The organism is Pseudomonas sp. R11F (assembly GCF_050312575.1).
Lineage (GTDB): Bacteria > Pseudomonadota > Gammaproteobacteria > Pseudomonadales > Pseudomonadaceae > Aquipseudomonas > Aquipseudomonas palleroniana.
Window position 1 is genome coordinate 268147 of the sequence record NZ_JBNPJU010000067.1, and the last position, 24594, is coordinate 292740.

The window sequence follows — 24594 nt, forward strand, 5'->3', positions numbered from 1 at the left end:
TGGACGAAACCGACGCCTGGCGCCTCAGCGGCGCTCAACCGAAATAATTGGGAAACGTGTTAGGCCCCGCGTACAGGAAGTTCGCCGACGTCAGTTTGATGCCTTTGGGAAACTTCAGCTCGACGAACGGACTGCCCGCCGTGACAGGACCCAAATTCGTCGGCACCTGATCGGTGCTGAATATCACCATATAGTCACCTCGCCCCTCGTAGCGCTTGTTACCCAAAAACAACAGGGTTTCGACGTTTTCACCATTAAATTGCTGGCCCGGTGGGTTAACGTAGACCCCGCCTTTGGAGCCGGCACGCGTGGCTTCACGCGAGGCATCATTAATACTCAACTGCCGCGTAATCGCTTCTGCGCCTTCCTTATTGGTGTAATGAATGTAAACCGGCTGCCCGTTGTACGTGCCCGAATCCACTACCGACTGCCAGTTTGGATGGTTCACCAATTTCTGACTTGCCGCCGTGTTGCCGGGCGCCTGGAGGCGACCTTTCGAACTCGCATCCGTTGCCTGCGTTTTCTTTGCGCCGGGGCGTTCGCCGCCTTGAACCCCTCGCCTGGCCCAGACGCCGGTTTCATCCGGCTTGGCAATAATGCCGCTGCTCACCAGCCGGGTCGGGTCTTGAGGGTCCGGTACCCGCAGCAGATAGTGCACGTTGTCCCCGGCGTCCGGCTTGGCACCGGCAAAATATCTGGCGCCGTTGTACTCGATTTCACGCATGCCCGAGCCGGCCTTGGAGAGCGGCGTTGCGTTGAATTTGAACTGATTGACGCCCTTGGCCAGGTTCTGCGAGGTATTGGGCGCCCATTTCAATCCCTGTACACCGCCTTCCCATGCGACGCCTGGCGCACCCGGCCTGAAGGTGTAACTGGCAAAGTGGGTTGAGGGTTTCAGAAACTTCGGAATGACCGGTTTCACCAGTCGGATGCCACTCGTTACAACTTCGGTGACGACTTTTTCGACCGGCAGCAAAAAGGACAGTATATCTATCCATATCTGCGCGAGCCCTTCTATGGGGCGCCCGGCACTGATTGCTTCGATTCCGTGCCAGAGAGGCACAAAACCTTTCAGCACTTCGCGACGTTTTTCCCTCTCTTGCTTGAATGCCTGATAGTTTTTCCGGTCATCTTTCTCGGCGTCAGTAACGCGTTCCGGGTCCTCTTGTGCGCTGTGCAGCAAGTCCAGATCGCTCAGGTAAAACAACTTCTCGCCGACTAGCGTCGATAGCTGCTTGTTGCGCTCCAGGAACAGCGCCTGCGGGTTGGACTGAGTGGTCGCACCTGCAGCCGGTGCCGGCAATTCCCCCAGGGGCTCCAGCGCGTAAAGCTGCGCTGAAAAAGACGTGTTGTCCGGCTGCACACCGGGCTTCTTATCCACTTTGGCCTGGTACTGACTGCCTTGAATATTCGGCTTTTGCCACGCCGTGAACGTCTCGGAGTAACCACCGTCGGGCAAGCGTTTTTTTCCGATCACGCTACTGCCTTGGAAGACACCGATATAGTCATCCCGTTTAACCACCGTCCCCTGTTCAGGGTTGACCTCATACACGGTGGTCTTGCCCTGATGGACAGCCTTGAGCAAGAACGTGCGGCGCTCCAGCTTGCCGTCCGTTCCCGATGACTTCATTGCATACACACCGACGTCGCCCTGGGCGATAGCAATCTGGTCCGGCACGGGCAAGGTCGAGAACACCTCCTGGAGGATCGTGGCGTAGGCGGTTTTCTTGTTCGCCAGATCCGTTTTGAAGTCCTCACCGAACCGTTTGTCGTCGTAGAGCGCCACCGGGTAGGTTTTGTTATCCGGGTCGGCATGGCCCTTGATCGGGGACACCTGCTGTGTGCCGATGAAATAGTCCTTGCGCATCGGCATGGGCGTGGAAAGACTGTTGACGGCGTCCGCTATTTCTTCGAGGTGTTTGTCCAGTGCGGCAACGGCTTTTTGAATATCCGCCTGTGAATATTCGGTTTTGCGCTCAAGGATGCCATTCGCCACCGCCCATTCCAGCGCAGGACCTACGCGGGCCGCAGCAATGAAAAGCGCCTGCTCGGGGGTCACCGCCGTGGCACTCATTTTCCCTGGCAAAGCGATCAGCTCTTGCTGGGTCATGCGCTTGGATGAGCCAGGCTCGATGCCTTCAGCCAGATTGACGCCATGCTGAAAACTCACCCAGCTGGCCGAGTTTTTGCTCAGGCCCGACGGCGCCGCCGCCAACTCACGCTTCACCGCCGCAGGGGCATCAAGCGCACCCTTGTGACGGACGTTGCCGGGTTCTGTTGCGGCTTGAACGTTTCCTGCCAGGTAGTCAGGGGTTGGAAAGGTAAAAAGAGTGGTTTTCATCGTTCGCCATTGGGGTGGGGAATTTGCTCCAGGCTGCGGTAGACCCGCAACCTGGCATCCGTCCACCCTGTGTGGCGCCTGCGTAGGAATCTGTTCCATCTAAGGCGCAGGGATCACGCCTTTTCAATTCGGCCAGGGGCTTTCAGGGGCCACCACCAACCCCGCTGCAACCCTGCCGCCGCCAGCAGAATCGCCGCCACGCCCAGCCATTGCAGCCATCCCAGGCGATGTCCGAACGCAATCCAATCCACGAAAATGGCTGCAATCGGGTAGATAAACGACAGCGCGCCGGTGATCGCCGTCGGCAGTTTCTGGATCGCGCCGTAGAGCAATACATACATCAAGCCGGTATGCACCACGCCAAGGGTGGCCAAGGCCGCCCATGCGTTGCCCGCCGCCGGCAAGCTGTTCCAGGGCACCAATGGCGCCAGCAACAAGGCACCGGTGATGACCTGGATCAAGGCCATCAAGTGCGGTGGCACGGCTTTCAGGCGTTTGATGATCAGCGCCGCCACCGCGTACAAAAACGCCGCGCCCAGGGCCAGGGCGGTGCCCGTCAAGTAATCACCGCCGCCGCTCTGTTGCGCGCCATGGGCGGTGACAATCGCCAGCATGCCGAGGAACGCCACACTCAACCACGCCAGTTTCTGCACGGTGATCTTTTCCCCGAGAAACACCGCCGCCAACATCACCAGCATGAACGGCTGGACGTTGTACACCGCCGTACTGATGGCGATGGACGCGCGGGAATACGACTCGAACAGCAGCAGCCAGTTGCCGACGATGGCCACCCCGCTGAGCATGGCCAGCCCCAGCGTGGTCCAGGTGAGCAAGTCCAGGCGCAGATAGCCCAGTAGCGCACACACCAGCAGCAGCGTCAGCCCCCCGATCACGCAACGCCAGAACACCACTTCGATGACCGACACGCCAGACACCAGCACAAACCAGCCAATGGTGCCGGAGATCAGCATGGCGGCGACCATTTCCCATGACCCGCGACGGATGGATGTATCCATGATTGAGACTCCTCAAGTGAGGCTCAATTATGGCAATCTGCTTGGCGGTGGCTCCAGCGACTAAAAAAGGCAAAAACCCAAAATCACCTTTTCTTATTAGGCGAACATCATGATTGACACCATCGACCAGCAACTGATCGCCGCCTTGATGGATGACTCGCGGCTGTCGCTCAAGGCTCTGGCGGGCATCACCGGGTTGTCCTCGCCCAGCGTAGGCGAGCGTCTGCGCCGCCTGGAGGAGCGCGGCGTGCTGACTCACTACACGGTCGACATCGACCCCCGGCATTTCGGCTACCTGCTGCAAGCCATCGTGCGCATCCGCCCGTTGCCCGGCAAATTGCAGGAAGTGGAACGTCAGATCCAGGCGATCCCGGAGTTCACCGAATGCGACAAGGTCACCGGTGATGACTGCTTTATTGCGCGCTTGCATGTGCGCACCATGGAACAGCTCGACACCCTGCTCGACCGGCTCAACACCTACGCCGAAACCAATACCGCCATCGTCAAGAAAACCCCGGTGAAACGGCGTTTGCCGCCCTTGGCTGACTGACGGTGTGCAGCGCCTTGGCGGCGGCCAGCAAGCCTTGAAACCGGCGATAACGTGCGTTTAACCGCGGCTGCTGCGTGAGGTCCGGCCAGTATCGCGCCTTGACCGGCATGCCGGTCTCCAACAGCCTGTCGCCCTGCCCGATCGCCAGGAACCCCAGCTTCGCCGCACCGATACAGGCGCTCAACTCGCTACCGCGCAGCGTGAAGACTTCCCGCTGCAGAATATTGGCCAGCAGCTGTGCCCAGTATTCACTGCGCGCACCGCCACCGACCAAGGCAAAGCGCTCGACGTGGGCACCGGCCGATTGCACCGCGTGCCACGCATCCAGCAAACCGAAACCCACGCCCTCCAGCACCGCATAACCGAGCATGGCCGCCGTGCAATCATGGCCCAGGCCCATGAAGCCGCCGCGCAGCAGCGGGTCATTGTGGGGGGTGCGCTCGCCGGCCAGATACGGCAGGAACAGCGGCATCTCCAAGGGCACGGGCTGCTCGATCGGCCATTGCGCCTGGATCTGGTCCAGCAAGGCCTGTTCGTCCGGCATGCCGGTCAATCGCGTGACCCAGCGCAGGCAACTCGCCCCGGCCAGCATGGCGCCCATGGTGTACCAGCGGTGCGGCAATGCATGGCAGAAACTGTGCACGGCACTGCCCGGGTTGCCGGCAGCGTGATCAGTGATGGCGACGACCGCCGCGCTGGTGCCCAGGGTGATGAAACCATCGCCGGCGTTGATGGCACCCATGCCCACTGCAGCCACCGGGTTGTCGCCACCGCCGCCGGCGATCACCACGCCAGGCGCCAGCCCCAGGTCGCCGGCCGTCAACACGGCGCTGGCAGCACCGCCTTCGACCAACCGGGGCAGTTGTTGCGGCGTCAGGCCCGTGGCGCGCACCATCGGGGTAAACCACTCACGCTGCGCCACGTCCAGCCACAGCGTACCGGCGGCATCGGACATCTCGCTGATGCGCTCGCCACTCAAGCGCAACCGCAGGTAATCCTTGGGCGACAACACGCAATCAATCGCGGCGAAGACTTCTGGCTCATGCTGTTGCAGCCACAGCAGCTTGGGCGCGGTCAGCCCGGCCATGGGCAAGCTGCCGGTCACTTCGGCGAACTCGCTGCCCAGTTGTTCGGCCTCGGCCACCGCCCGCGAGTCATCCCACAGGATGGCCGGGTACAACACGCGGTTATCCTTGCCCAGCAACACCGCACCGTGCATTTGCCCCGACAAGCCGATACAGGCGACACGGGCGAAGGCTTCATGGGCACGCAATTGCTCCAGCGCCTGCACGCAAGCCAGCCACCAATCCTGCGGCGCCTGTTCGGACCAGCCGTTGTGGCGTCGCGACACGCTCAAGCGCACCCCGGCGTGGGCCAGCACAACGCCGTCGAGGTCCATCAGGATCGCCTTGAGTTCCGAGGTGCCGAGGTCTATGCCGAGGGAAACAGGACTGCTCATACGGGGGTTATTCCAATCCAATACAGCCACATGAATGGCGAAGTCGCAGGGTGGGCGCCAGGCGCACGCTCTGGGTCGGCGCGTCGGGCCTGGCCATGCGTTGCAGCAGCAGATCCACCGCCCGTGCGCCCAGGGCCTGCACCGGCTGGGCAATCAAAGTCAGGCGCGGCACAAAAAAATCCGCCCAGTCAAAATCATCGAAACCCACCAGGGCCATCTGCCCCGGCACCGCTATGTGTGCGTCACGCAACGCGTGCATGGCGCCCAGGGTCATCAGGTTATTGCCGGCCATGATCGCCGTGGGTGGCGCAGCCAGGCCGAGCAACTGCACGGTGGCCTGGCGTGCCGGCTGCGTATTCGAGCCGCCATTGACCAGCAACTGCGGATCAAACGCCAACCCCGCCGCCTGCAACGCGGCGCGATAACCCGCCACCCGCTCATCCGTGGTACTGAAGCCCTCGCGTCCGGCAATAAAGCCAATCCGGCGGTGGCCATGGGCGATCAGGTGAGCAATAAGGGCCTGGGTCGGCTGGGCATTGTCCACCCCGACCTGGTCAAACTGCTCGCTCATCATGCGGTCCACCAGCACTGCGGGGATCTGGTTGGCGCGCAGGTAGTCCAGCGCTTTGGAGCCATTCGAGGGCGCCAGCACCATCCCGTCAACCCGCCGATGATGCAGCGCCGTGACCACGCGCAACTCTTGCTCGGGGTCATCGTGGGTATCGACGAACAACATCATGTAACCGTGCTTGGCACACTCGGTTTCGATGGCGTGCACGGTTTCGCTGAAATAGTGGTTGGACAGCGCCGAGATCGCCACGCCAATCGTGCTGGTGCTGGAGCGGGCCAGCGAGCGCGCCAGGGTGTTGGGGATATACCCCAGCTCCTCAATGGCGCGCTGTACCGCCTGCACCGTCACCGGGCTGACCTTGCGCGTGCCGTTCAATACGTGGGAGACGGTGGAGGTCGACACCCCCGCCCGGCTTGCCACGTCATCCATGGTGACCACGGCGCTTGCCCCTTGCTCAGTGGATCAATGTTTGCTCGACCAGCCGCTGTACGTACCAACGTTGTCGCGGGTGATCAGTTTCGGCGTGAGCAGGGTCACCGCTTCGGCCGGGGCCTTGTCATTGAGAATGTCGTTGCCCACATTCACCGCCGTCTGAGCCATGGCCCATGGGTCCTGGCTGGCGGACGCCTGGATCTGCGTGTCGGTCTTCAGCGCGTTCTCGATATCCGGCGCGCCGTCCACCGAGGTGATGATTATGCCGCTGCGTTTCAGTTGCTTGGCCGCCAGGTCACTGCCGATGGCTTGCGGGTCGTTGATCGCGAACAGCCCATCGATTTTCGGGAAGCGCGTCAGGTAACCCTGCATCACGTTCAAGCCGCCTTCGCGCGAGCCTTTACCGTCCTGGTCGTCCGAAAGCACCTTGATCCCCGGCGCTGCGGCGAATGCCGCCTTGCAGCCTTTGACGCGATCGGTCACGGCGGTGACCTGCGGGCCGTTCTGGATGATCACGTTGCCCTTGCCCGAGAGTTTGTCCACCAGGAACTGGCAGGCCAGCTTGCCGGCTTCGACGTTGTCGGTCTGCACCGTGGCATTCACGCCTTTGGCGTCCACATCCACCGCCACCACCACAATCCCCGCATCCCGGGCTTTCTTGATCGCCGAGGCCATGGCCGACGGGTCGACGGCGTTGAGCAGGATCAAATCGACCTTGGACGAAATGAAGTTATCGATCTGGGAAAATTGCTTGCTCAGGTCATAGTCGGCCGACACCGAGGTGACTTTGACGTTGGGGTTGAGCTCCTTGGCCCGGGCCGTGGCACCGTCGGCCAGGGTCACGAAATACGGGTTGCCCAATGAGCCCATGCTGATGCCCAGGGCCTTGAGTTCACGAGCATCGACGGCCTGGGACACCAGGGTAGCCAAGGCAATGACGGGAAACAGTCGTTTGAAGTTCATGCCGGTCTCTCTTGTGATTGTTGTTTGAATGAACTCAGGTCCGCGCACCGGACTGGCGATAGCGATCCAGCGCGACCGCACCGATGATCACGATCCCCTTGATGATGTACTGCCAGATGTCCGACACCCCCAGCAGCACCAGGCCGTTGGTGAGCACCGCGATAATCAGCGCGCCGATCAGGGTGCCGCCGATGGTGCCGACACCGCCGGTGAAACTGGTGCCGCCGAGGATCACCGCGGCGATTGCATCCAGTTCATAGGACTGGCCCAGTTGCAGGCCGTTGGCGGCGAACAGGCGTGAAGCGCTCATCACCGCACCCAGCCCGGCCAATGCGCCGGACATGGCATAGACAAAGAGCAGCACCTTCCACACCTTGATCCCCGACAGCCGCGCCGCCTCGGGGTTGCCGCCCACCGAATAGATCTGCACGCCCATCACCGTGCGGCGCAGGATGAACCACGACAACGCCACCACTGCCACGGCGATCACCACCAGCCACGGCACGCCGAGGATCGAGTCATTGCCGATAAATGCGAAGGGCAGGTCCGGGTTGAACACGGTCTTGTCGTCCGCCAGCAAACGCGCCAGGCCACGCATGGCGGTGAGCGCGCCCAGGGTGACGATAAACGGCGGCAGGCGCATGAAGGCGATCAACCCGCCATTGACCAGGCCCAGCAACAGCCCGAAGCCGATGCCGGCGGCGATCCCGAACATGCCGAACTGTGGCGACATCGACGCCTGCAGGGCGACCACGGCGGACGCCGCGAGAATCGCACCGACCGACAGGTCGATCCCTGCCGTGAGAATCACAAAGGTCATGCCCGCCGCCAGCACCACGTTGACCGAAGCCTGTTGGGTGATGATCGACAGGTTCTGCACGGTGAGGAAGTTTTCACTGGCCAGGGCAAAGCCCACCAGCAACAGGACCAGCACCGGCAGCATGCCCACGGTACGCATCAGTTCACGCACGCGTTCGGTTTTATGGGTTGTTGTCATCGTCAATTCAGCCATGGGCAGCCACCTGATCGCCACCAGTGGCGAGGTCAATAATACGTTCCTGGGAAATGGCATGGCCGGAAGCCCCACCGACTTCGGCGACCAACTCGCCTTCGCGCATGATCAGCACACGGTCGCAGGTGCCGATGATTTCCGGCAGCTCGCTGGAAATCACCACGATGCCCACGCCCGCCTGCGCCAGTTGATTGATGATGCGGTAGATCTCCGACTTGGAGCCGATGTCCACGCCCCGCGTCGGTTCATCGAGGATCAGCACGTGCGGCTTGACCTCCAGCAACCGCGCCAGGAGCACCTTCTGCTGGTTGCCGCCGGACAACGCGCCGACATTGACCTTGCCCGACGCCACACGAATCGACAGCGACTTGATCGCAGCGCCAGCGCGTTGTGCCGCATGGCCACGATCGAGCACGCCACCGGCATGGGCATCCGGGACGCAGGCGCAGACATTGATGTTGTCGGCCACGCTCATGTCCAGGAACAGCCCCTGGGCCTTGCGGTCTTCGGTGAGGTACACCACGCCGGCACGAATCGCATCGGCCGGGGTACGCAGTTGGGTGACGGTCTTGCCGACCACTTCCAGGCTGCCGCTGATGCGCGGGTCGGCGCCGAAAATCAGGCGCGCCAGCTCGGTACGCCCGGCCCCGACCAAGCCGGCAATGCCCAGCACTTCGCCAGCATGCAAATCAAAGCTGCAGCGGCGTACCCGCTTGCCATCCGCCATATCGCGCACGCGCATCACCACGTTGCCCGGGTTATAGGCCGCGTGTTCCTTCTTGTAGAACCCCGAGAGGTCGCGGCCCACCATCATTTTTACCAGCACCTCGGCGGACAGCGCTTCGCGGGTCAATTCGCCGATGTATTGGCCGTCGCGCAGTACCGAGACCCGGTCGGATAACTCATAGATCTCGGCCATGCGGTGACTGATATAGATGATCGCCAGGCCCTGGCTGCGCAGCTGTTTGATCAGGGCAAACAGGCGGTCGGTTTCGCGGGAAGACAACGGCGTGGTGGGTTCATCCATCACCAGGATCCGCGCGTGGGCATGCAAGGCGCGGGCGATTTCCACCAGTTGACGCTCGGCAATCGACAGGCTGCTCACGAGGGTATTGGGCTTGAACTCGGCGCCCAACCGTTGCAACACCTCGACGCAGCCGGCCTGCATGCCTTTGCGGTCGATGGTCCAGCCACGCCGGCGTTCGCGCCCCAGATAGATGTTCTCAGCCACGCTCAGGTTCGGGCACAGGCTCAGTTCCTGATAGATCACGGCAATGCCGAGGGTCTTGGCGGTGGCGGGGTCAAAGGAGGCGACGGGCTGGCCGTCGATGCGGATTTCACCGCCGGGATCGGCCTGGTAAGCGCCGGAAAGAATCTTCATCAGGGTCGACTTGCCGGCGCCGTTCTCACCCATCAGGGCATGAATTTCACCGGGATAGACCTTCAGGCCGACATTCTTGAGCACCCGCAAACCATTGAAGGTTTTGCTGATGCCCTGCATCTCAAGCAAGGGATCAAGGCTCATGGCTGAGCTCCTGGATTTATTATTTTTGTTGTCGAATGCTGCCGACTCTAGATCAGATACATTTCCTTACGCAAGCGCTTGCGTGTGCCGTTTATCGTTTGGTTAAACGTTTCAGTCAAAGCAAAAACGCGGAATCTGCGGGTTACTAGCTATTTGACGCTGCGTGACGACCCAGGCTGCAGTCACCGCGCTCATCGGCCAACTTGGCCACAAAGCCTGCGATACGGCGGCACGCCTGGGCCAGGCGTACTTCGCCGAGGGTGAACGACAAGCGCACAAAACCCTGGGCGGGCTCACCAAAGGCCGCCGCATCGAGGACCGACACGCCGGCTTCGCGAAACAGTCGCCAGGCGAAGTCCAGGGAACTGAGGCCGGTCCCCCGTATGTCCACCAGCACAAACATACCGGCTTGGGGTGCCTGCACCTGGATGCCAGGGCAGAGACTCAGCGCGGTCACCACCAAATCACGTCGGCGCCGGTAGATCTCGCGCATGCCCTGGGTCACGTCATCATGGGCCAGCACCGCCGCCGTCGCGGCTTCCATCACAAACCCCGGCACACCGTAAAGCATGCTCAGCACCAGGGTTTGTGCGTGCACCACCATCTGCGGCGCGGCGATGATCCAGCCGATGCGCCAACCGGTCATGGCGTGGGACTTGGACAAACTGCCAATCACGATGCAGCGTTCGGCCATACCCGGCAACGCGGCCAGGCTGTGGTACTGGCCGTCGAACACCAGGCTTTCATACACCTCGTCGACCACCACCCACAGGTCATGGGCCACGGCCAGGTCGGCGATGGCTTGCAGCTCCCGAGGGTCAAGTACCACGCCGGTGGGGTTGTTCGGGTTGGAGAAGAAGATCGCTCGGGTACGCGGGGTGATCGCTGCGGCGAGCGCCTGCGCGTCCAGGCGAAAGCCGGACTCCGGCAAGCACGGCACACGTACCAGGGTCGCGCCGCTGGCGTTGAGCGTGGCTTCGTAGGTGACATACATCGGGTCGAGCACCAGCACTTCATCCCCGGCCTGCAACAGGCAAAGGGAGCTGATGAACAATGCATTTTGTGCGCCGGGCACAATGATGACGTTTTCGGCGCCTACGGCGCGCCCCAGGCTGTTGCTGTAGCGCGCCGCAACCGCGTCACGCAGGGTCTGGCGGCCGGGGATCTCGGTGTAGTGGGTATCGCCCTCGCGCAGGGCGCCGACGGCGGCATCGGTAATGAAGGATGGCGTGGCGAAATCGGGGTCGCCGACGCTGAGGATAATGATGTCCTCGCCCTGGCTAGCGGCGTGAAACGCGGCGTGGTGTATGTCCCAGGCAGCGACGCCCTGCCCTGTAATTCGCTCAACGAAGGGGGAAAACCGCATGCCGGGGCCTCTCGTTCAAAAAGAAAAAAGCGTGGGTCCGTCCAAGTGCGAACGGATGGATGCGCTCAACATAGTTCAAACTCCGTAGCCGTCCAATCAATCAAGGCGGCTCGACACCAAAGCCTTTGGCGCAAAGAGTGGAAACACAAGGCACAGGACCTGCCGGCAGAAGCGAGGAATCAAAACGGCGAGCATGGCGACACAAGGACAATGCCACGGGACTTAGTGAGCCCGGGCGTAATCCACACCCTGTCGGTGACCAACCTCATGAACACTGTTTCGCTCTCCCATGCCACGCAACATCGTCCTCCCCCCGCCCCGACAACCGCCAACCCGCCGCAGCTTTCCGGGCAAGCGCGTGAGTTTCCCGTCCCCTCGGCACCGGCTGAAGGTTCACGCCGCGAGGGTGATCGTGAGCTTGCAACAACGGAATATCACAGCGCGTTGCTCCTGGCGGCCAACCGTGAACGAAACATCACTATTGGCCAGCTTCCTCCCTCCTCCACCTTCGGTCAGTGGTGGACGCAGTTGCATAACACCTTTCAGTCACCCGACGTGCTGCAGTGGATCCGAGACCAAGGGATCGACACGGCATCGATCAAGCTCAACGCCACCTCGGGCCAGATCAGCTTTACGCTCACGCGGGCGCGTGATCCCGAACAAAAACTCCATACGGTCGGGCAAGACGACCCGCGCTGGGCGGCTATCAGCGGCCCGGTTCTGAATGCCGCCAGGGTTATTGCCGCAGGCCATGCCGATACCTGGTTCAAGCCGCCGGTCAGTGTTCCAGATGAACCGGTTGCCTGGTGGTTGATCGGCCGGTTTTACAACGAGCGGCAGGACCTCACCGGGCCGGCGATGCGTGAGCGGGCGGCAGAAATCGATCGAAACCAGGGGTTCACCCCGCTCGATCCAGGCACGTCGAAACACTTGATCGAATCGCGCAGCGAGGAAGCACTCCAGAACCAGAAAGCGTTTACAGGCGATATCCACAACCGACATCAGGCGGCCGGCGAACTCAGACACCTGGCGGCATCCGTGGAGAATGGCGTCGAATATGATGGGCAGATTACGCATGAACTGAAAGCCAGGACACTCAACCTGTCTGCTGACAGCAGCTACCGTCCCTCAAGCGGCGGCCAGTCCCCGACCGTCTCGCTTTTACAATACCTCACGGACCACGGGTTGCACTTGCCAACCCGTCACGAAGAGCTGGTCAACCTCGCAACCGCCCTCTCCACTCCCACACCCAAGGCGGCTGTGCAGGGGAACCTCAGCGGTGCGCTGAGGTGGCTTGACCAGGAGAGCCTGCAACAGCTCAAGGCGGATATTCAGGGCGGCACGTTCGGCAACATTAAGCTGAGCCCGTTCAAAACTGTCTTGGACTACCTGCTGGACAATCGGTCGATCTCTCCCGCCGAGCTCGACAACCCGCGCCTGATGATTGAAGCCTTGATCAGCTCCCCCAGGGGCCAGGCCCTGGGTGACGCCATTCAAGCACTCTTTGCCGCGCGCGGCGTCAAAGGCCCCGGCACCGATTGGCTGCTGGCGGCGCTGCATCTGGAGATTGATAGCGACGCAGCACAGGGCTTGAAGATTGGCGGCTATCACTTGGTTTCGCCTGAGAATGTGGACAAGACGGCTGCCACGGTTTTCAAGGAACTGGTCGAGCATCTGGTTGCTCGCGGGCAGGCTTCGTCGCCTGAAAAGGCGCTGATCCAGGCGCACCTGGTGTTGACCAGGCTGGCACCGGAGTTCCGGGTCAAGGGCATCCCGGACACGATCGTCCCAGGCACTCACAGCTGGGTCAGCTTCGCCACCCTAGTCGCCCGTATTGAAGCGAAATCGCCGGGTGCCACGGCAACGATGAACTATGCGCAAATCATGCTGGAAGGCAGCACCGCACCGGTGACCGATGAGGACAGCGCAAGTGAATATGCCGCCCAGGCCAAAGCACTCAAGGAGTGGGCCGTCGCCAACGGTCAGGCCTATCCCTCGACCGAAGCGGCCATGGTTGAAGTGCGCAAGGCGTTCACCGCCCAGATCAACGAGTTGAAGGAGGCGGCGCAAACAGACATAAGGGAACTCCCGACCACTCGGGCCATTGCACTGGAACAGCTGAAAAAGGCCCTGCCGCACATCGACCCGAAATGGTTCGACGAAAAATGCATCACCGTACAGCCCGCACATAAACGCTTTCCAGAACGCTACTCGATACTGGACAGTTACATCGACGGACGCCCTCTGTTCTGGACACCCAACCGTGCCAACTTCTGGAAGGAAGAGGCACGTAACTTCACCAACCTGTTCAGGTCCGAGGAAAACCAGGAGCAGCCTGATCAAACGCCCGCCGCCTGGGTCTCTTCATCCAGCGCGTTCAACTTCGATGAGGTTCGCGAAAAGCTGAAAAGCCTGCCACGCCCAAAAGACCTGTTCGCGCAACAATTCACCGACTTTTCCGATGCGCTGAAAAAAACCACGGCGGCGCAGTACAAATTGCTGCTGGCCAGACAACCGCTGGAAGACCGTCAGCATCTGCAGTTCGGCCAATTGACGGTCCGCAAGGAAGTCAGCTACCACCGGGCGGACCACCCCGTACGAGTGGCCGATGGCGTGCTGTTGGTAGAAACCGAATACAACGGCAAGGTCATCCACTATGCGATTGATCGAAACAAGGGCACCATCACTCGCCGGCCTGGGCAGACCTATGATGAATACCCGCCGACCAACGGCACCATCCCCCAACCCGGCAAGCGGTACGACGTGATCAAACCTGCGGGTAACTACCCGGCAGACGTTACGGATGAGAAAAAAGATGCCCGAGGCGCGCCTGACAGTTTCAGCAGTGCCCGGACCCGCTACATCGTCGATGCGGTACTCGACGACATGCGCCTGCCCGAGGTCGAGCGTTATGCCAAAGGTGCCACGACATTCGACACTCAGGTACCGCTGTACGAGACCATTGAACAAATCGTCGTCGGCCTGATTCCATTCAAATCAGGCATCGAGAACATCATCAACGGCAGGATCAAGGAAGGCATTGTTGAAGTTGTTGTCGACCTGTTCGGTTTTGCGATCGGCATTGGTGGCGCACTCAAAGGTGCGAAAGGCGTTGTCGCAGGCGCGTCAGCCCTTTCAAGGGTGGGCCATGCAGGCAAAATCATTGGCCGGGCAGCGGTGGGCGCGCTGAACCCCTTGAGCGGGGTCGATGACCTGGCGCTGGGTGTCCTGCAGGCAGGCAAGAAGGCAGTCATAACGGCAGCCGGCGCCACCTACCGCGGGATTCAACATCTACGTGGCCAGCGTAGTGTCAACCTGCTTGAGCTGGCCAAAAAGCCGGACATCGCCGAAGGCACCTACAGGGCACTCAATCACACGGTGGAAAGCCAAGCCCTGGCCAAATTCGATGAGGCATCAGGTCGCTGGTACGCCTTTGACCCGCATACCCAGCAAGCCTTCGGCAAACCGCTGGATAACTTCCGGGTGGCTCCTGCTGGCGCCAATACCGCCGACAGCTTGCACGCGATCGGCAGCGCTGATGCCGTCAAGGCCGCCAGTCAGCAATACGGCCTGGCGGCAAGCGGACGGTTAAAGGCTGGACAACAGACGGTGGAAGACATCGCGGTCATGGTTCAAGGTAACTGGCACCGATACGATGCGTTCAAGAAACAACCCTTCGGGCCACCTTTGAAAGACTTCACCCCTCACCGAATCGCGGCTGGCGGCGAGGTCCGGCCCCTGACCCGGACCTCCTGGGTTATGAAGCCAAGTACATCGCGGCTGACGAGCTCTCGGCCAAGGGCTTGCAAGGCAATGTCTATGTGGGCCGTGGCCGGAATGAATACGTGAAGATCGACGGGGTGCTTTACAAGTCCAAGCTTAAAGACGGACAACGCGTCATCCAGCATCCCCAGGGCACGGGGCCGGACATTGCGGTCAGGGATCTGGGGGCCTCAGGATGGGAACCTGCCGCCAGAACTGCGCGTTTGCTGGGCGGCAAGAGTGACGCACCCTTGCGTTGGAAATTGGGCGACAGCACCTATGTCGTGCCCATGGACGACATTAAAGTCGTGGAAAACTCAACCACCCCGTTCACGCTCAACTACAAGGGCGTCGAACATAACGTCATCTTTGACAGTTCGGCGGGAGCCTGGAAAGAAAGCAACCTGTCCACCGGTATCGATCCGCTCAACCCTGCCTATTTCTGGCGAAGCGCCAAGGGCAAGTGGCAACGCGGGCCGTTCAACGAATTCATAAAAGCCAGAAAGGCAGATGCGCATACCTACTCGTTCGTTGATGTCATGCCGCCTTCGGCCGTGAAAATCCCCAACGATGTGAAGCCGATCCCCAGAAACCTTCACTATTTCTGGGCGGGCCAAGAGCTCCCGTCCAAGCTGATGGATACCCTGCTCAACAACGCCGCCCAGGCGCCTGGGTACAAGTCCATCCTGCATGTGGATGCTGACACCCCAGCCATTTTCAACCAGATAAAGCGCACCCTGGAAAGCAAGGCTCCCGGCCTGGAAGTCAGGAACCTGCGCGAGGATGACGTCTTCAAACAGTTGAAAGGCGATGGAATGTACGACTACTTCCGACAGGGACAAGGAAAAAACCTGGCCGCCGCTTCAGACGTTGCCCGGTACCCTATCCTCAACAAATATGGTGGGTTCTACCTGGATACCGATGATGTGATCCAGGCAAAGGTCGGGGCTGATGGGTTAAATGCCGGTGCAAGTGATGTGCTGCTCAACAAACCGGTTGCCCATAGCCTCACCGGCTATAAGCCGTTCTACAACACCAGCAATTTCGGCACACAAGCAGGCAACCCGGTCATCACCGCAGTCATTGATGAAATGAAAACCAGCTTTGCGGCCAACAAACCCTACTTTGCGGCGAACCGGCCTACGGTGGGCCGTGGGCCTGACGGCCGAGTGCAATACACCCCTGAATTCAATCTCTATGAGGGCAAGATTTTTGAGACTGTGGGGCCAACGCTGTTCAACAAGGTGCTCAAGTCGCAACGGCCTGACATGTACGACTTGGGCTTTGACGGCATTACCAAGGAGTCGCGGCTGGTCAACGGAAAGCTCGAATCACACGGCCCGATAGTCAACATTGAAAACGATGTTCGTCGGTACTACACGCGTCGCGGCATCGTTCCCCCGCAAACGCTGGACAAACAGCTGGACAACCTAAAGCAGCATTACTATCCGCTTCACTACAAGTTCCAGGTCAGGATTGGCGCTGAACACTCCTGGATCAACGCCTGACTTGAAGAGGTTCAATCCTGGGGCTCTGTAGTGCCGGCCTGCGGCGCTTCATCTACCGGTTTGAGCGGCACTTGCGCATCATCCATCAACGACCCCGGGTCTTCATTGCCGGGGTCGTTGAGTTCTTCATCAGGCTCTTTTGACATGACCGTTCCCTCTAACCGCCTTGGGTATCGATATCGGCATCGGTTTCAGGCTTGGGCTCGCGCTCGGGCTTGAAGTCTGGACTGTAGTCGTTTTCCTTGGCCTTGGGGTCTTTGGCCGGCGTCGGGTCCTTGGGGGCATCGGCACCGGTGGCAGGTTGTGGGTGTGGGTTCATGGGGCACCTCTTGGAAAATATCGGCCGGGTAGAGTTAAGGTCACGCTTCCGGCGCTGAAGTTCAATTGATTCAAGACACCGGGTTATCCACCTGGATGTAGAACGCATAGGCGCCCAGCAAGACCCAGAACACCATGAACAACCAGGGCGCACGCATCGAAAACAACAGCGACTTGCGATAGCCCTTGTGCGATGACTCCGTTTCGCAGAACAGCGGCGAGTCGTCATACGCCAGCCCCATCACCGGCTCGCTGCGCAGCAGTTCGCTCTGCTTGTAGTGCCAATGGTCGATGATTTCGTAGGCGGCGCGGATACCCGGCCAGGCGTTCAACGAGCTGAGGATGCCCAGGGCGGCGAGGAATACCGGCACCACCAGCGTGAAGAATTTGCCCCACTCGGGATTGAGATTGCCCATGCCCGAGACGAACGCAATCACCAGGAATGACTGCGCGGTGAGGTAAGCATCGGTGCGGTTGGCCAGGATGCTGGTTTCGTATTGGATCTCTCGGCGATAGAAATCCAGGCGGTCCTTGGGCGAGCCGAAGATCTTGGCGTTGTGTTCGCTGTGATCGGTCAGCGCCGCTTCGGGAGTATCCGGCGAGATGATTCTGGGCACGGCGGTGCTCCATTAAGGTGTCGAGTGTCGTTAGAAGAATCACGGCAAGGTGAAGTTCAAACATTGTCACGCACCCATTTGGCGCACCGCCTGCCCTTGTAGTGAGCGAGCTTGCTCGCGCTGGGCTGCGCAGCGGCCCCAATAAGAGCGGGAGCGCTGCGCACTCCAGCGCGAGCAAGCTCGCTCACTACAGGCGGTTTAGGCACAAGCTTTGCTTAACCCTTTCATCACCCACTACCGCGCTCATCTGCAGGAGCTTTCGTTACCCCCCGACCCAGAGCCGACCCCATAAGAAAGTAAGGACCCGGTCCGCTGGCACTGTGCGCCACGGCCTTATAAAAAATGCGTTTTTTGAAGCGGCAGTGCTATCAAGCTTCACTCGGCACTGACAAGGTACTGGAATGGCTCGATCTTTCTTTGATGAAATGAATGACGCAAACGGCGTGTGCCGTGCGCACTATCAGGACTTCTCACGCTGGCTGGCCAACACGCCGCCGGAACTGCTGGCCCAGAGGCGTCGCGAAGCTGACCTGTTGTTCCATCGCGCCGGGATCACCTTCACCCTCTATGGCGACGAGCAAGGTACCGAACGCCTGATCCCCTTCGACATCATCCCGCGCAGCATCCCCGCCAGTGAATGGAGCGTGATCGAACGCGGCTGCATTCAGCGAGTCAACGCCCTCAACCTGTTTCTTGCCGACATCTACCACGACCAGCGCATCATCAAGGCCGGCATCATCCCGGCGGACCAGGTGCTGGGCAACGAGGGGTATCAGAAGTCGATGGTCGGCCTGGACCTGCACCGCGGCCTCTACTCGCACATTTCGGGTGTGGACCTGGTCCGCGACGGTGATGGCACCTACTACGTGCTCGAAGACAACCTGCGCACGCCCAGCGGCGTGAGCTACATGCTCGAAGACCGCAAGATGATGATGCGCCTGTTCCCGGAAGTCTTCGCCAAGCAGCGCATTGCACCGGTGGACCACTACCCCAACCTGCTGCTCAAGACCCTGAAAAGCTCCAGCCGCCTGGACAACCCCAATGTGGTGGTACTGACGCCCGGACGCTTTAACAGCGCATTCTTCGAACACGCGTTCCTCGCCCGGGAAATGGGCGTGGAACTGGTCGAAGGCGCCGACCTGTTCGTGCACGACCTCAAGGTGTTCATGCGCACCACCGACGGCCCCAAGGCCGTGGATGTGATTTACCGGCGTATCGACGATGCGTTCCTCGACCCACAGGCATTCAACCCGGAGTCCATGCTGGGTGTTCCTGGCCTGGTCGCCGCGTACTGCGCGGGCAACGTGGTGCTGGCCAATGCGATTGGCACCGGGGTGGCCGATGACAAGTCGATCTACCCCTATGTGCCGGACATGATCCGCTTCTACCTGAGCGAAGAACCGATCCTGCAAAACGTGCCGACCTTCCAGTGCCGCAAGCCGGATGAACTGTCCCATGTGCTGGCTAACCTGGGCGAGCTGGTGGTCAAGGAAACCCAGGGCTCCGGCGGCTACGGCATGCTGGTGGGCCCGGCCTCGACGGCCGCCGAGATCGAAGATTTCCGCCAACGCATCAAGGCCCGCCCCCACGCCTACATCGCCCAGCCCACCTTGAGCCTGTCGACCTGCCCCACCTTTGTCGAAAACGGTATCGCGCCACGGCATATCGACCTGCGACCGTTTGTGTTGTCGGGCAAGGAAACCCGCCTGGTGCCCGGCGGGCTGACCCGCGTGGCATTGAAGGAAGGTTCGCTGATCGTCAACTCGTCGCAAGGCGGCGGAACCAAAGACACCTGGGTGGTGGAGGACTGAGTATGTTGAGTAGAACCGCCGCAGATCTGTACTGGATGTCCCGCTACCTGGAACGTGCCGAGAATCTGGCGCGCATGCTGGAAGTCAGTTACTCGCTGTCGTTGATGCCCCAGGCCGGGCGCAGCGATGGGCTGGACGAACTGGCGATGTCGTTGCTCAGCAGCGGCACCCTGGACAGCTACCTCGAACGCCATAAGCACCTGGACGCCGAGCGCATGTTGCATTTCTTCGCCCTCGACGCGGAAAACCCCGCCAGTATCTACAACTGCCTGCGCGCCGCCCGGGGCAATGCCCATGCGGTACGCGGGCGCATCACCGCCGACATGTGGGAAAACCTCAACGCCACCTGGCTGGAAATGCGCAGCATCGCCGCCGGCGGCCTGGCACGCCACGGCATCAGCCACTTCTGCGACTGGGTCAAGCAGCGCTCGCACCTGTTCCGAGGCGCGACCTCGGGCACCATCATGCGCAATGATGCCTATCGGTTTATCCGCCTGGGCACCTTTGTCGAGCGCGCGGACAACACCTTGCGCCTGCTGGATGCGCGCTACGAGATGTTTGGCGAAGAGTCGGAAGAAGTCAGCGACCTGTCGGCACGCGGTTATTACCAGTGGAGCGCGCTGCTGCGCGCGTTGTCGTCGTTCGAGGCGTACACCGAGTTGTACCCGAATGCGCTGAACGCACGCTCGGTGTCGCAGTTGCTGCTATTGCGCAGCGATGTACCGCGTTCGTTGCATGCGTGCATCGAGGAACTGAGCCATATCCTGGCGGACCTGCCCGGCAGTTACGGGCGCTCGGCGCAGCGCCTGGCGGCGGAGTTCGAGGCGCGACTGCGCTATACCGGCATCGATGAAATCCTTGAAGACGGCTTGCATAGCCGGCTGACCGAGTTCATCGACACCGTGCGCGAGTTGGCGCGGGCGATTCATAGCTCTTACCTGGAAGTCGTCTGAGGCGCGGCCCCGGGGGTAGTCCGCAGGTGGTTGGGTTGGGCATCACTCAATCAACCACCAACGCGGCAACAATTGGCGCACCCGCGCCTCGCCAAAGCGGTCATCGATCAACATCACCACACCTCGGTCCTGTTGGCTGCGGATCACCCTCCCCGCCGCCTGCACCACTTTCTGCAGGCCGGGGTACAAATAGGTGTAGTCGTAGCCCGAACCGAAGATCGCGCCCATGCGCGCTTTCATCTGTTCGTTGATCGGGTTCAGTTGCGGCAGCCCCAAGGTCGCGACAAATGCCCCGATCAAGCGCGCGCCGGGTAAATCAATGCCTTCGCCAAACGCACCGCCCAGCACGGCAAAGCCGACCCCCTGGCTGTGCTGGGTGAATTGGTCGAGAAACGCCTGCCGCTGCGCCTCGGCCATGCCGCGTGACTGCAACCACAACGCAACCTGCGGGTGCCGCTCGGCCATCAACTGCGCCACCTGTTGCAGGTAATCGAAGCTTGAGAAAAACGCCAGGTAGTTGCCCGGTTGCGCGGCGAACTGCTGGGCAATCAACTCGACGATCGGCTCCAGCGAGGCCTGGCGGTGCACGAACCGTGTGGAGATCTGATCAACAATACGTACACGCAGTTGCTCGGCCTTGAACGGTGACTCCACGTCGATCCAGGCGGTGTCCGCCGGCAAGCCAAGCAGGTCGGCGTAATAGTGACGCGGGCTCAGGGTCGCGGAAAACAGCACGCTGCTGCGGGCCGCCGTCAGCCGGGGCCGGATAAACTCGGCGGGCACCAGGTTGCGCAGGCACAGGGTTGAAGCGCTGCGTTTGCCGCCGAACGGGCGCTTGCTGATATCGAAGAGAAAATGTTCGTCGAACAACTCGGCCACCTTGGCAAATTGCAGCGCTTCGAAGTAGAAGGCTTGCAGGTCGCCGGACAGCGCCTCGGGGTGGTCGTTGAAGTACTCGCCCATGGCGCTGGTGGTCAGGCTCAGGGCCTGGAGCAGTTTGTCGGGCTTGCTCGCATACGCCTGGTACGGCGCGAGCTGGTCCTTGTGCAGCGCATTCCACTCACGGTTGAGGCGCTGCAAAGGCTTTTTCAAGGGGTCGGGGGCGACGTCGCGCAAGGTCTTGAGTGCATAGGAGTCGAGGCTGGCGCTGTACATCGCACGGGCGCGCTCCACCAGGTTATGGGCTTCGTCCACCAGCACGGCGGCGCGCCATTGGTTGAGCTGGGCCAGGCCGAACAGCATGGCGCCAAAGTCGAAATAGTAGTTGTAGTCGGCGACCACCACGTCGCTCCAGCGCGCCATTTCCTGGCTCAGGTAATACGGGCAGACCTCGTGGGCCAGCGCCACCTCGCGCAGGTTGCGCTGGTCCAGCAGGCGTACCTGGGACGCTGCCTTGCGTGCGGCCGGCAGGCGGTCGTAAAAACCTTTGGCCAATGGGCAGGCATCGCCATGACAGGCTTTGTCCGGGTGTTCGCAAGCCTTGTCCCGCGCGACCAGTTCGAGCACGCGCAGCGGCAGATCGGGGCTGCTGTCGTAGAGCACCTGCGCCGCGTCCAGGGCGAGTTTGCGCCCTGGGGTCTTGGCCGTGAGGAAGAACACCTTGTCCAGTTGCTGGGGCGCCAATGCCTTGAGCATCGGGAAAATCGTGCCGACGGTCTTGCCGATGCCGGTCGGCGCCTGGGCCATCAGGCAACGCCCGGTACTCACGGCCTTGTATACCGCCTCGGCCAACGGGCGCTGGCCGGGGCGAAAGGCCGCATGCGGGAACGCCAGGCGTTGAGCCGCGCTGTTACGCGCGTCGCGATGCTGCATCTCGCACTCGGCCCAACCAAGGAACAGCGCACATTGCTGGTTGAAGAACTGCTCCAGCTCCACTGCGGTGAAACGCTGGTTGAGCAGGGTTTCGCCTTCGCCGACGATGTCGAAGTACACCAGCGCCAGGTCGATCTCGCCAAGGCCGAGCTTGCGGCACATCAGCCAGCCGTAGACCTTGACCTGGGCCCAATGCAATTGCCGGTGGTTGGCGGGCTGGGCACCGAGGTCGCCACGATAGGTTTTGACTTCCTCCAGGCGATTGGCATCCGGGTCATAGCCGTCCGCCCTGCCCCGCACCTTCAGTTGTGCATATTCGCCTTCGAGGGCGACTTCGTTTTGATAATGCGCGCTGCGCCGCGAAGCCACCGTGCGATGCCCGACGATGCCTTCCTGGGCGCTGGGTGACGGTGTGAAGCGCAGGTCCAGGTCACCGACCTTGGCCGTGAACTCACACAACGCGCGTACCGCGACGCTGTAGCTCAAGCCGGTTGCGCCCAACGCACATAGCAGACGGTGACCGGCATCTGGTACTCGCCGCAGAACTCCAGCCAACGCAGCTGGTTGTCTTGCAGGCGGTCGCCCGGCCCCTTGACCTCGATCATGCGGTAGGTTTTGCGGGCGGGCCAGAACTGGATCAGGTCCGGCATGCCGGTACGGTTGGCGCGAATGTCCAGCAGCAAGCGTTCAAACCAATAGCGCAAGTGCTCGGCGGGCAAACAGTCCAGGGCTTGCTCCAGCAGCGCTTCGCTGAGCAGGTTCCAGAACACGAAAGGCGATTGGATGCCCCATTTGTCTGCGTAGCGTTGGCGGATGCTGGTTTTGTAGCGCTCATCTTGCAACTGCTCGAAACAGGCCGCGAACAGCGGTGCACGACGCTGATGAAAATCTTCGCTGTGCAAATCCGCCGGCCCTCGCTGGAACGGGTGGAAAAACGCCCCCGGCAACGGCGCAAAGATCGCGTCCCAGCACAACAGGCCGAACAGCGAATTGATCAGCCCGTTCTCGACATAATGCACTGGCGCATCCGGCTCGCTGAGATGGGCCTGCACGCAATACTCCACCGACATCAGCGGTTCGGGCAGCGCCAAGTCCAGGTCCAGGCGGGTGATGGCCCGGGGCTTGATCCTGGGCAGCGCCGGCTCCCCCAGCTTGCGGCGCAGACGCGGCAGCACGCGTAGCAGATGTTGCTGTTCGGCGGCGCTTTCCGGCGCCTGTTGCGCCGCACACGCCAGGGCCATGGCCTGGGCATAGTCCTCTTGGCGCTCCAGCACCCGGATCAGGCGCGAACGCGCGCCGGGGTGCGCGCACTCGCGATAGATCCGTTGCGCCAGGTCCAGCTCGGCGCTGCGTTCACAATACTGACCGATCTGGAACAACAACTTGGCGCGACGCTTTTCCAGCCAGGGGTTGTCGGTGGCAAACGTGGCGATTTGCGCGAGTACCACGTCCAGCGCCTGCCCCGCTTCAAACGCTTGCTGGCACTGATGCAGGAACAGAAAACCGTGCACGTCATCACGGTGACGCAAGCCACGGGACTGCGCACAGAACTCGACCTTTTCGTAGGTGTAGATGCCCAGGTCCGCCAGCACGAACTCCGACCAATCCTGATGCAGGTTGCCGAAGAACATCAGCCGCAAGCGGTCGCACAGGTCCATCACCGTGAGGCTATAGAGGGTGTCTTCAAGGTCCGGGCACCATTGGGCAAAATGCCGGGGCTCGGTAAACCGCGCCGCCAACGCGTCCAGCCAATCGGTTTTCCTGGCCTTGGGTTGCTCGATCCAGGGCTTGAAGGCCGCGAGGATTTCGCCTTTCTGCAGGACGGCGAACAGTGCTTCAAAGCCAAGCGGGCACTGGTCATCGACCCAACCCTGCTGCACCAGTGCCAGCGCTGCCGTGTGGGTGCAACCAATTTCCAGGTAATTGAGTTTGCTCGCCCGAAAATGCACGCCCTTGCGCATCACCATGCGCACCAGCAGCGCCTGGGACGCCTGCGGCAAGCTGTCGAACTGCTGAATAAAATGCACTTCGTGCGCATCGAGCAAATCGGCATAGCGCTGCCCCAGCCACAGCAGTACTTGACGGAAGTTATGCAGGTAATACAGGGGATCGTCGAGGGGGTTGGCCATGTCACGCGCTGATCGAATACTGGTTATGCATACAGAGTGCCGCCACCCAGCGGCTGTTGCAATCGGTAATAGATAAATGGCGCACGCAACTTTTTGTATAAAAGTGATCAGATAGCTCAGTTGATGGCGTAACATTTAGGGCCCGCAGCCCCTGGCTACGGGATTTTTCAGGGTTAAGGGTAAGGGTTATGAACATGAAGAATTTGGGTCTGCCACTGGTTGCACTGTCTTTTGTGCTGTTGGCCGGTTGTGCGACGCAAACCGTGGTCACATTGCAAAATGGCACACAGTATTTGACCAAGGACGTCCCCAACGCCAAGACAGCCGACGGCTTCTACGAGTTCACCGACATCGCCGGCAAGCACATACGCGTAAAAGCCGCGGATGTGGCGACCGTCATCAAAGAAAAATGACAGTAAAAAGCCCCGCAAATGCGGGGCTTTTTGTTA

General features: G+C 61.0%; 18 protein-coding genes and 1 pseudogene. 6 read left to right on the forward strand and 13 right to left on the reverse strand.

Annotated elements, in window-relative coordinates; genetic code table 11:
• Positions 1-34 precede the first annotated feature (34 nt).
• On the reverse strand, positions 35-2341 hold the full coding sequence (locus ACQRBV_RS21795; RefSeq protein ID WP_411984099.1) for a hypothetical protein: 2307 nt from the start codon (positions 2339-2341) through the stop codon (positions 35-37).
• A gap of 113 nt (positions 2342-2454) precedes the next feature.
• Positions 2455-3357: a DMT family transporter gene (locus ACQRBV_RS21800; protein ID WP_411984098.1), complete on the reverse strand. Its 903-nt coding sequence runs from the start codon at positions 3355-3357 to the stop codon at positions 2455-2457.
• A gap of 109 nt (positions 3358-3466) precedes the next feature.
• On the opposite strand from ACQRBV_RS21800, the gene ACQRBV_RS21805 reads away from it, so the two are divergent.
• Positions 3467-3907: an Lrp/AsnC family transcriptional regulator gene (locus ACQRBV_RS21805; RefSeq protein ID WP_060753081.1), complete on the forward strand. Its 441-nt coding sequence runs from the start codon at positions 3467-3469 to the stop codon at positions 3905-3907.
• On the opposite strand, the gene xylB is transcribed toward ACQRBV_RS21805, so the two are convergent.
• The 6 genes and pseudogenes from xylB to ACQRBV_RS21835 all read right to left on the reverse strand — a co-directional run.
• The gene (gene xylB, locus ACQRBV_RS21810; RefSeq protein ID WP_411984097.1) at positions 3861-5366 is read right to left on the reverse strand and encodes a xylulokinase; all 1506 of its coding nucleotides are present in this window, start codon (positions 5364-5366) and stop codon (positions 3861-3863) included. The genes ACQRBV_RS21805 and xylB overlap by 47 nt on opposite strands.
• Before the next feature lie 7 nt (positions 5367-5373).
• Positions 5374-6375 carry a LacI family DNA-binding transcriptional regulator gene (locus ACQRBV_RS21815; protein ID WP_411984096.1) on the reverse strand — a complete coding sequence of 334 codons (1002 nt, stop codon included), beginning with the start codon at positions 6373-6375 and terminating at the stop codon, positions 5374-5376.
• A gap of 24 nt (positions 6376-6399) precedes the next feature.
• Complete coding sequence (locus ACQRBV_RS21820) at positions 6400-7332, reverse strand: ABC transporter substrate-binding protein (RefSeq protein ID WP_411984095.1); 933 nt, start codon at positions 7330-7332, stop codon at positions 6400-6402.
• Between the two features lie 34 nt (positions 7333-7366).
• Entirely contained in the window at positions 7367-8344 is a 978-nt protein-coding gene (locus tag ACQRBV_RS21825) for an ABC transporter permease subunit (RefSeq protein ID WP_060753313.1), read from the reverse strand.
• On the reverse strand, positions 8337-9869 hold the full coding sequence (locus tag ACQRBV_RS21830; protein ID WP_411984094.1) for a sugar ABC transporter ATP-binding protein: 1533 nt from the start codon (positions 9867-9869) through the stop codon (positions 8337-8339). The genes ACQRBV_RS21825 and ACQRBV_RS21830 overlap by 8 nt, the downstream gene beginning before the upstream one ends.
• Before the next feature lie 190 nt (positions 9870-10059).
• A pseudogene (locus ACQRBV_RS21835) lies at positions 10060-11235 on the reverse strand (pyridoxal phosphate-dependent aminotransferase); the annotation flags it as partial.
• A 267-nt stretch (positions 11236-11502) separates the two neighbouring features.
• Here ACQRBV_RS21835 and ACQRBV_RS21840 point away from each other — a divergent pair.
• A complete protein-coding gene (locus ACQRBV_RS21840; RefSeq protein WP_411984093.1) occupies positions 11503-15084 on the forward strand; it encodes a hypothetical protein in 3582 nt (1193 codons plus the stop codon).
• Positions 15081-16505, forward strand: coding sequence for a glycosyltransferase (locus ACQRBV_RS21845; protein WP_411984092.1), 1425 nt, complete (start codon positions 15081-15083; stop codon positions 16503-16505). Before ACQRBV_RS21840 ends, ACQRBV_RS21845 begins: the two co-directional genes overlap by 4 nt.
• A gap of 11 nt (positions 16506-16516) precedes the next feature.
• Here ACQRBV_RS21845 and ACQRBV_RS21850 read toward each other — a convergent pair whose 3' ends face one another.
• The 3 genes from ACQRBV_RS21850 to ACQRBV_RS21860 form a co-directional block, all read right to left on the reverse strand.
• Complete coding sequence (locus ACQRBV_RS21850) at positions 16517-16651, reverse strand: hypothetical protein (RefSeq protein WP_279613724.1); 135 nt, start codon at positions 16649-16651, stop codon at positions 16517-16519.
• 11 nt (positions 16652-16662) lie between these two features.
• The gene (locus tag ACQRBV_RS21855) at positions 16663-16824 is read right to left on the reverse strand and encodes a hypothetical protein (RefSeq protein ID WP_199777954.1); all 162 of its coding nucleotides are present in this window, start codon (positions 16822-16824) and stop codon (positions 16663-16665) included.
• 70 nt (positions 16825-16894) lie between these two features.
• Positions 16895-17440, reverse strand: coding sequence for a hypothetical protein (locus tag ACQRBV_RS21860; RefSeq protein WP_060753088.1), 546 nt, complete (start codon positions 17438-17440; stop codon positions 16895-16897).
• 401 nt (positions 17441-17841) lie between these two features.
• Here ACQRBV_RS21860 and ACQRBV_RS21865 point away from each other — a divergent pair, with 401 nt between their 5' ends.
• Together ACQRBV_RS21865 and ACQRBV_RS21870 are read left to right on the forward strand one after the other, a co-directional pair.
• Positions 17842-19251, forward strand: a complete 1410-nt coding sequence (locus ACQRBV_RS21865) for a circularly permuted type 2 ATP-grasp protein (protein ID WP_090371131.1) — start codon at positions 17842-17844, stop codon at positions 19249-19251.
• Between the two features lie 2 nt (positions 19252-19253).
• Positions 19254-20204: an alpha-E domain-containing protein gene (locus ACQRBV_RS21870; protein ID WP_060753090.1), complete on the forward strand. Its 951-nt coding sequence runs from the start codon at positions 19254-19256 to the stop codon at positions 20202-20204.
• Between the two features lie 42 nt (positions 20205-20246).
• Here the strand turns inward: ACQRBV_RS21870 and ACQRBV_RS21875 are convergent, their stop codons facing one another.
• Complete coding sequence (locus ACQRBV_RS21875) at positions 20247-22502, reverse strand: ATP-dependent DNA helicase (protein ID WP_411984091.1); 2256 nt, start codon at positions 22500-22502, stop codon at positions 20247-20249.
• Entirely contained in the window at positions 22499-24145 is a 1647-nt protein-coding gene (locus ACQRBV_RS21880) for a VRR-NUC domain-containing protein (RefSeq protein ID WP_244699125.1), read from the reverse strand. The genes ACQRBV_RS21875 and ACQRBV_RS21880 overlap by 4 nt, the downstream gene beginning before the upstream one ends.
• Positions 24146-24333: 188 nt before the next feature.
• Here ACQRBV_RS21880 and ACQRBV_RS21885 point away from each other — a divergent pair, with 188 nt between their 5' ends.
• On the forward strand, positions 24334-24558 hold the full coding sequence (locus ACQRBV_RS21885) for a YgdI/YgdR family lipoprotein (RefSeq protein WP_060753092.1): 225 nt from the start codon (positions 24334-24336) through the stop codon (positions 24556-24558).
• The last annotated feature ends 36 nt before the right edge of the window (positions 24559-24594 follow it).

Excerpts from the sequence above, each read along its gene's own strand:
- ACQRBV_RS21805 (WP_060753081.1), top strand. The coding sequence starts at position 3,467 with ATGATTGACACCATCGACCAGCAACTGATCGCCGCCTTGATGGATGAC.
- ACQRBV_RS21855 (WP_199777954.1), bottom strand. The coding sequence starts at position 16,824 with ATGAACCCACACCCACAACCTGCCACCGGTGCCGATGCCCCCAAGGAC.
- ACQRBV_RS21840 (WP_411984093.1), top strand. The coding sequence starts at position 11,503 with ATGAACACTGTTTCGCTCTCCCATGCCACGCAACATCGTCCTCCCCCC.
- ACQRBV_RS21825 (WP_060753313.1), bottom strand. The coding sequence starts at position 8,344 with ATGGCTGAATTGACGATGACAACAACCCATAAAACCGAACGCGTGCGT.
- ACQRBV_RS21830 (WP_411984094.1), bottom strand. The coding sequence starts at position 9,869 with ATGAGCCTTGATCCCTTGCTTGAGATGCAGGGCATCAGCAAAACCTTC.
- ACQRBV_RS21865 (WP_090371131.1), top strand. The coding sequence starts at position 17,842 with ATGGCTCGATCTTTCTTTGATGAAATGAATGACGCAAACGGCGTGTGC.
- ACQRBV_RS21800 (WP_411984098.1), bottom strand. The coding sequence starts at position 3,357 with ATGGATACATCCATCCGTCGCGGGTCATGGGAAATGGTCGCCGCCATG.
- xylB (WP_411984097.1), bottom strand. The coding sequence starts at position 5,366 with ATGAGCAGTCCTGTTTCCCTCGGCATAGACCTCGGCACCTCGGAACTC.
- ACQRBV_RS21795 (WP_411984099.1), bottom strand. The coding sequence starts at position 2,341 with ATGAAAACCACTCTTTTTACCTTTCCAACCCCTGACTACCTGGCAGGA.
- ACQRBV_RS21880 (WP_244699125.1), bottom strand. The coding sequence starts at position 24,145 with ATGGCCAACCCCCTCGACGATCCCCTGTATTACCTGCATAACTTCCGT.
- ACQRBV_RS21870 (WP_060753090.1), top strand. The coding sequence starts at position 19,254 with ATGTTGAGTAGAACCGCCGCAGATCTGTACTGGATGTCCCGCTACCTG.
- ACQRBV_RS21850 (WP_279613724.1), bottom strand. The coding sequence starts at position 16,651 with ATGTCAAAAGAGCCTGATGAAGAACTCAACGACCCCGGCAATGAAGAC.
- ACQRBV_RS21820 (WP_411984095.1), bottom strand. The coding sequence starts at position 7,332 with ATGAACTTCAAACGACTGTTTCCCGTCATTGCCTTGGCTACCCTGGTG.
- ACQRBV_RS21885 (WP_060753092.1), top strand. The coding sequence starts at position 24,334 with ATGAACATGAAGAATTTGGGTCTGCCACTGGTTGCACTGTCTTTTGTG.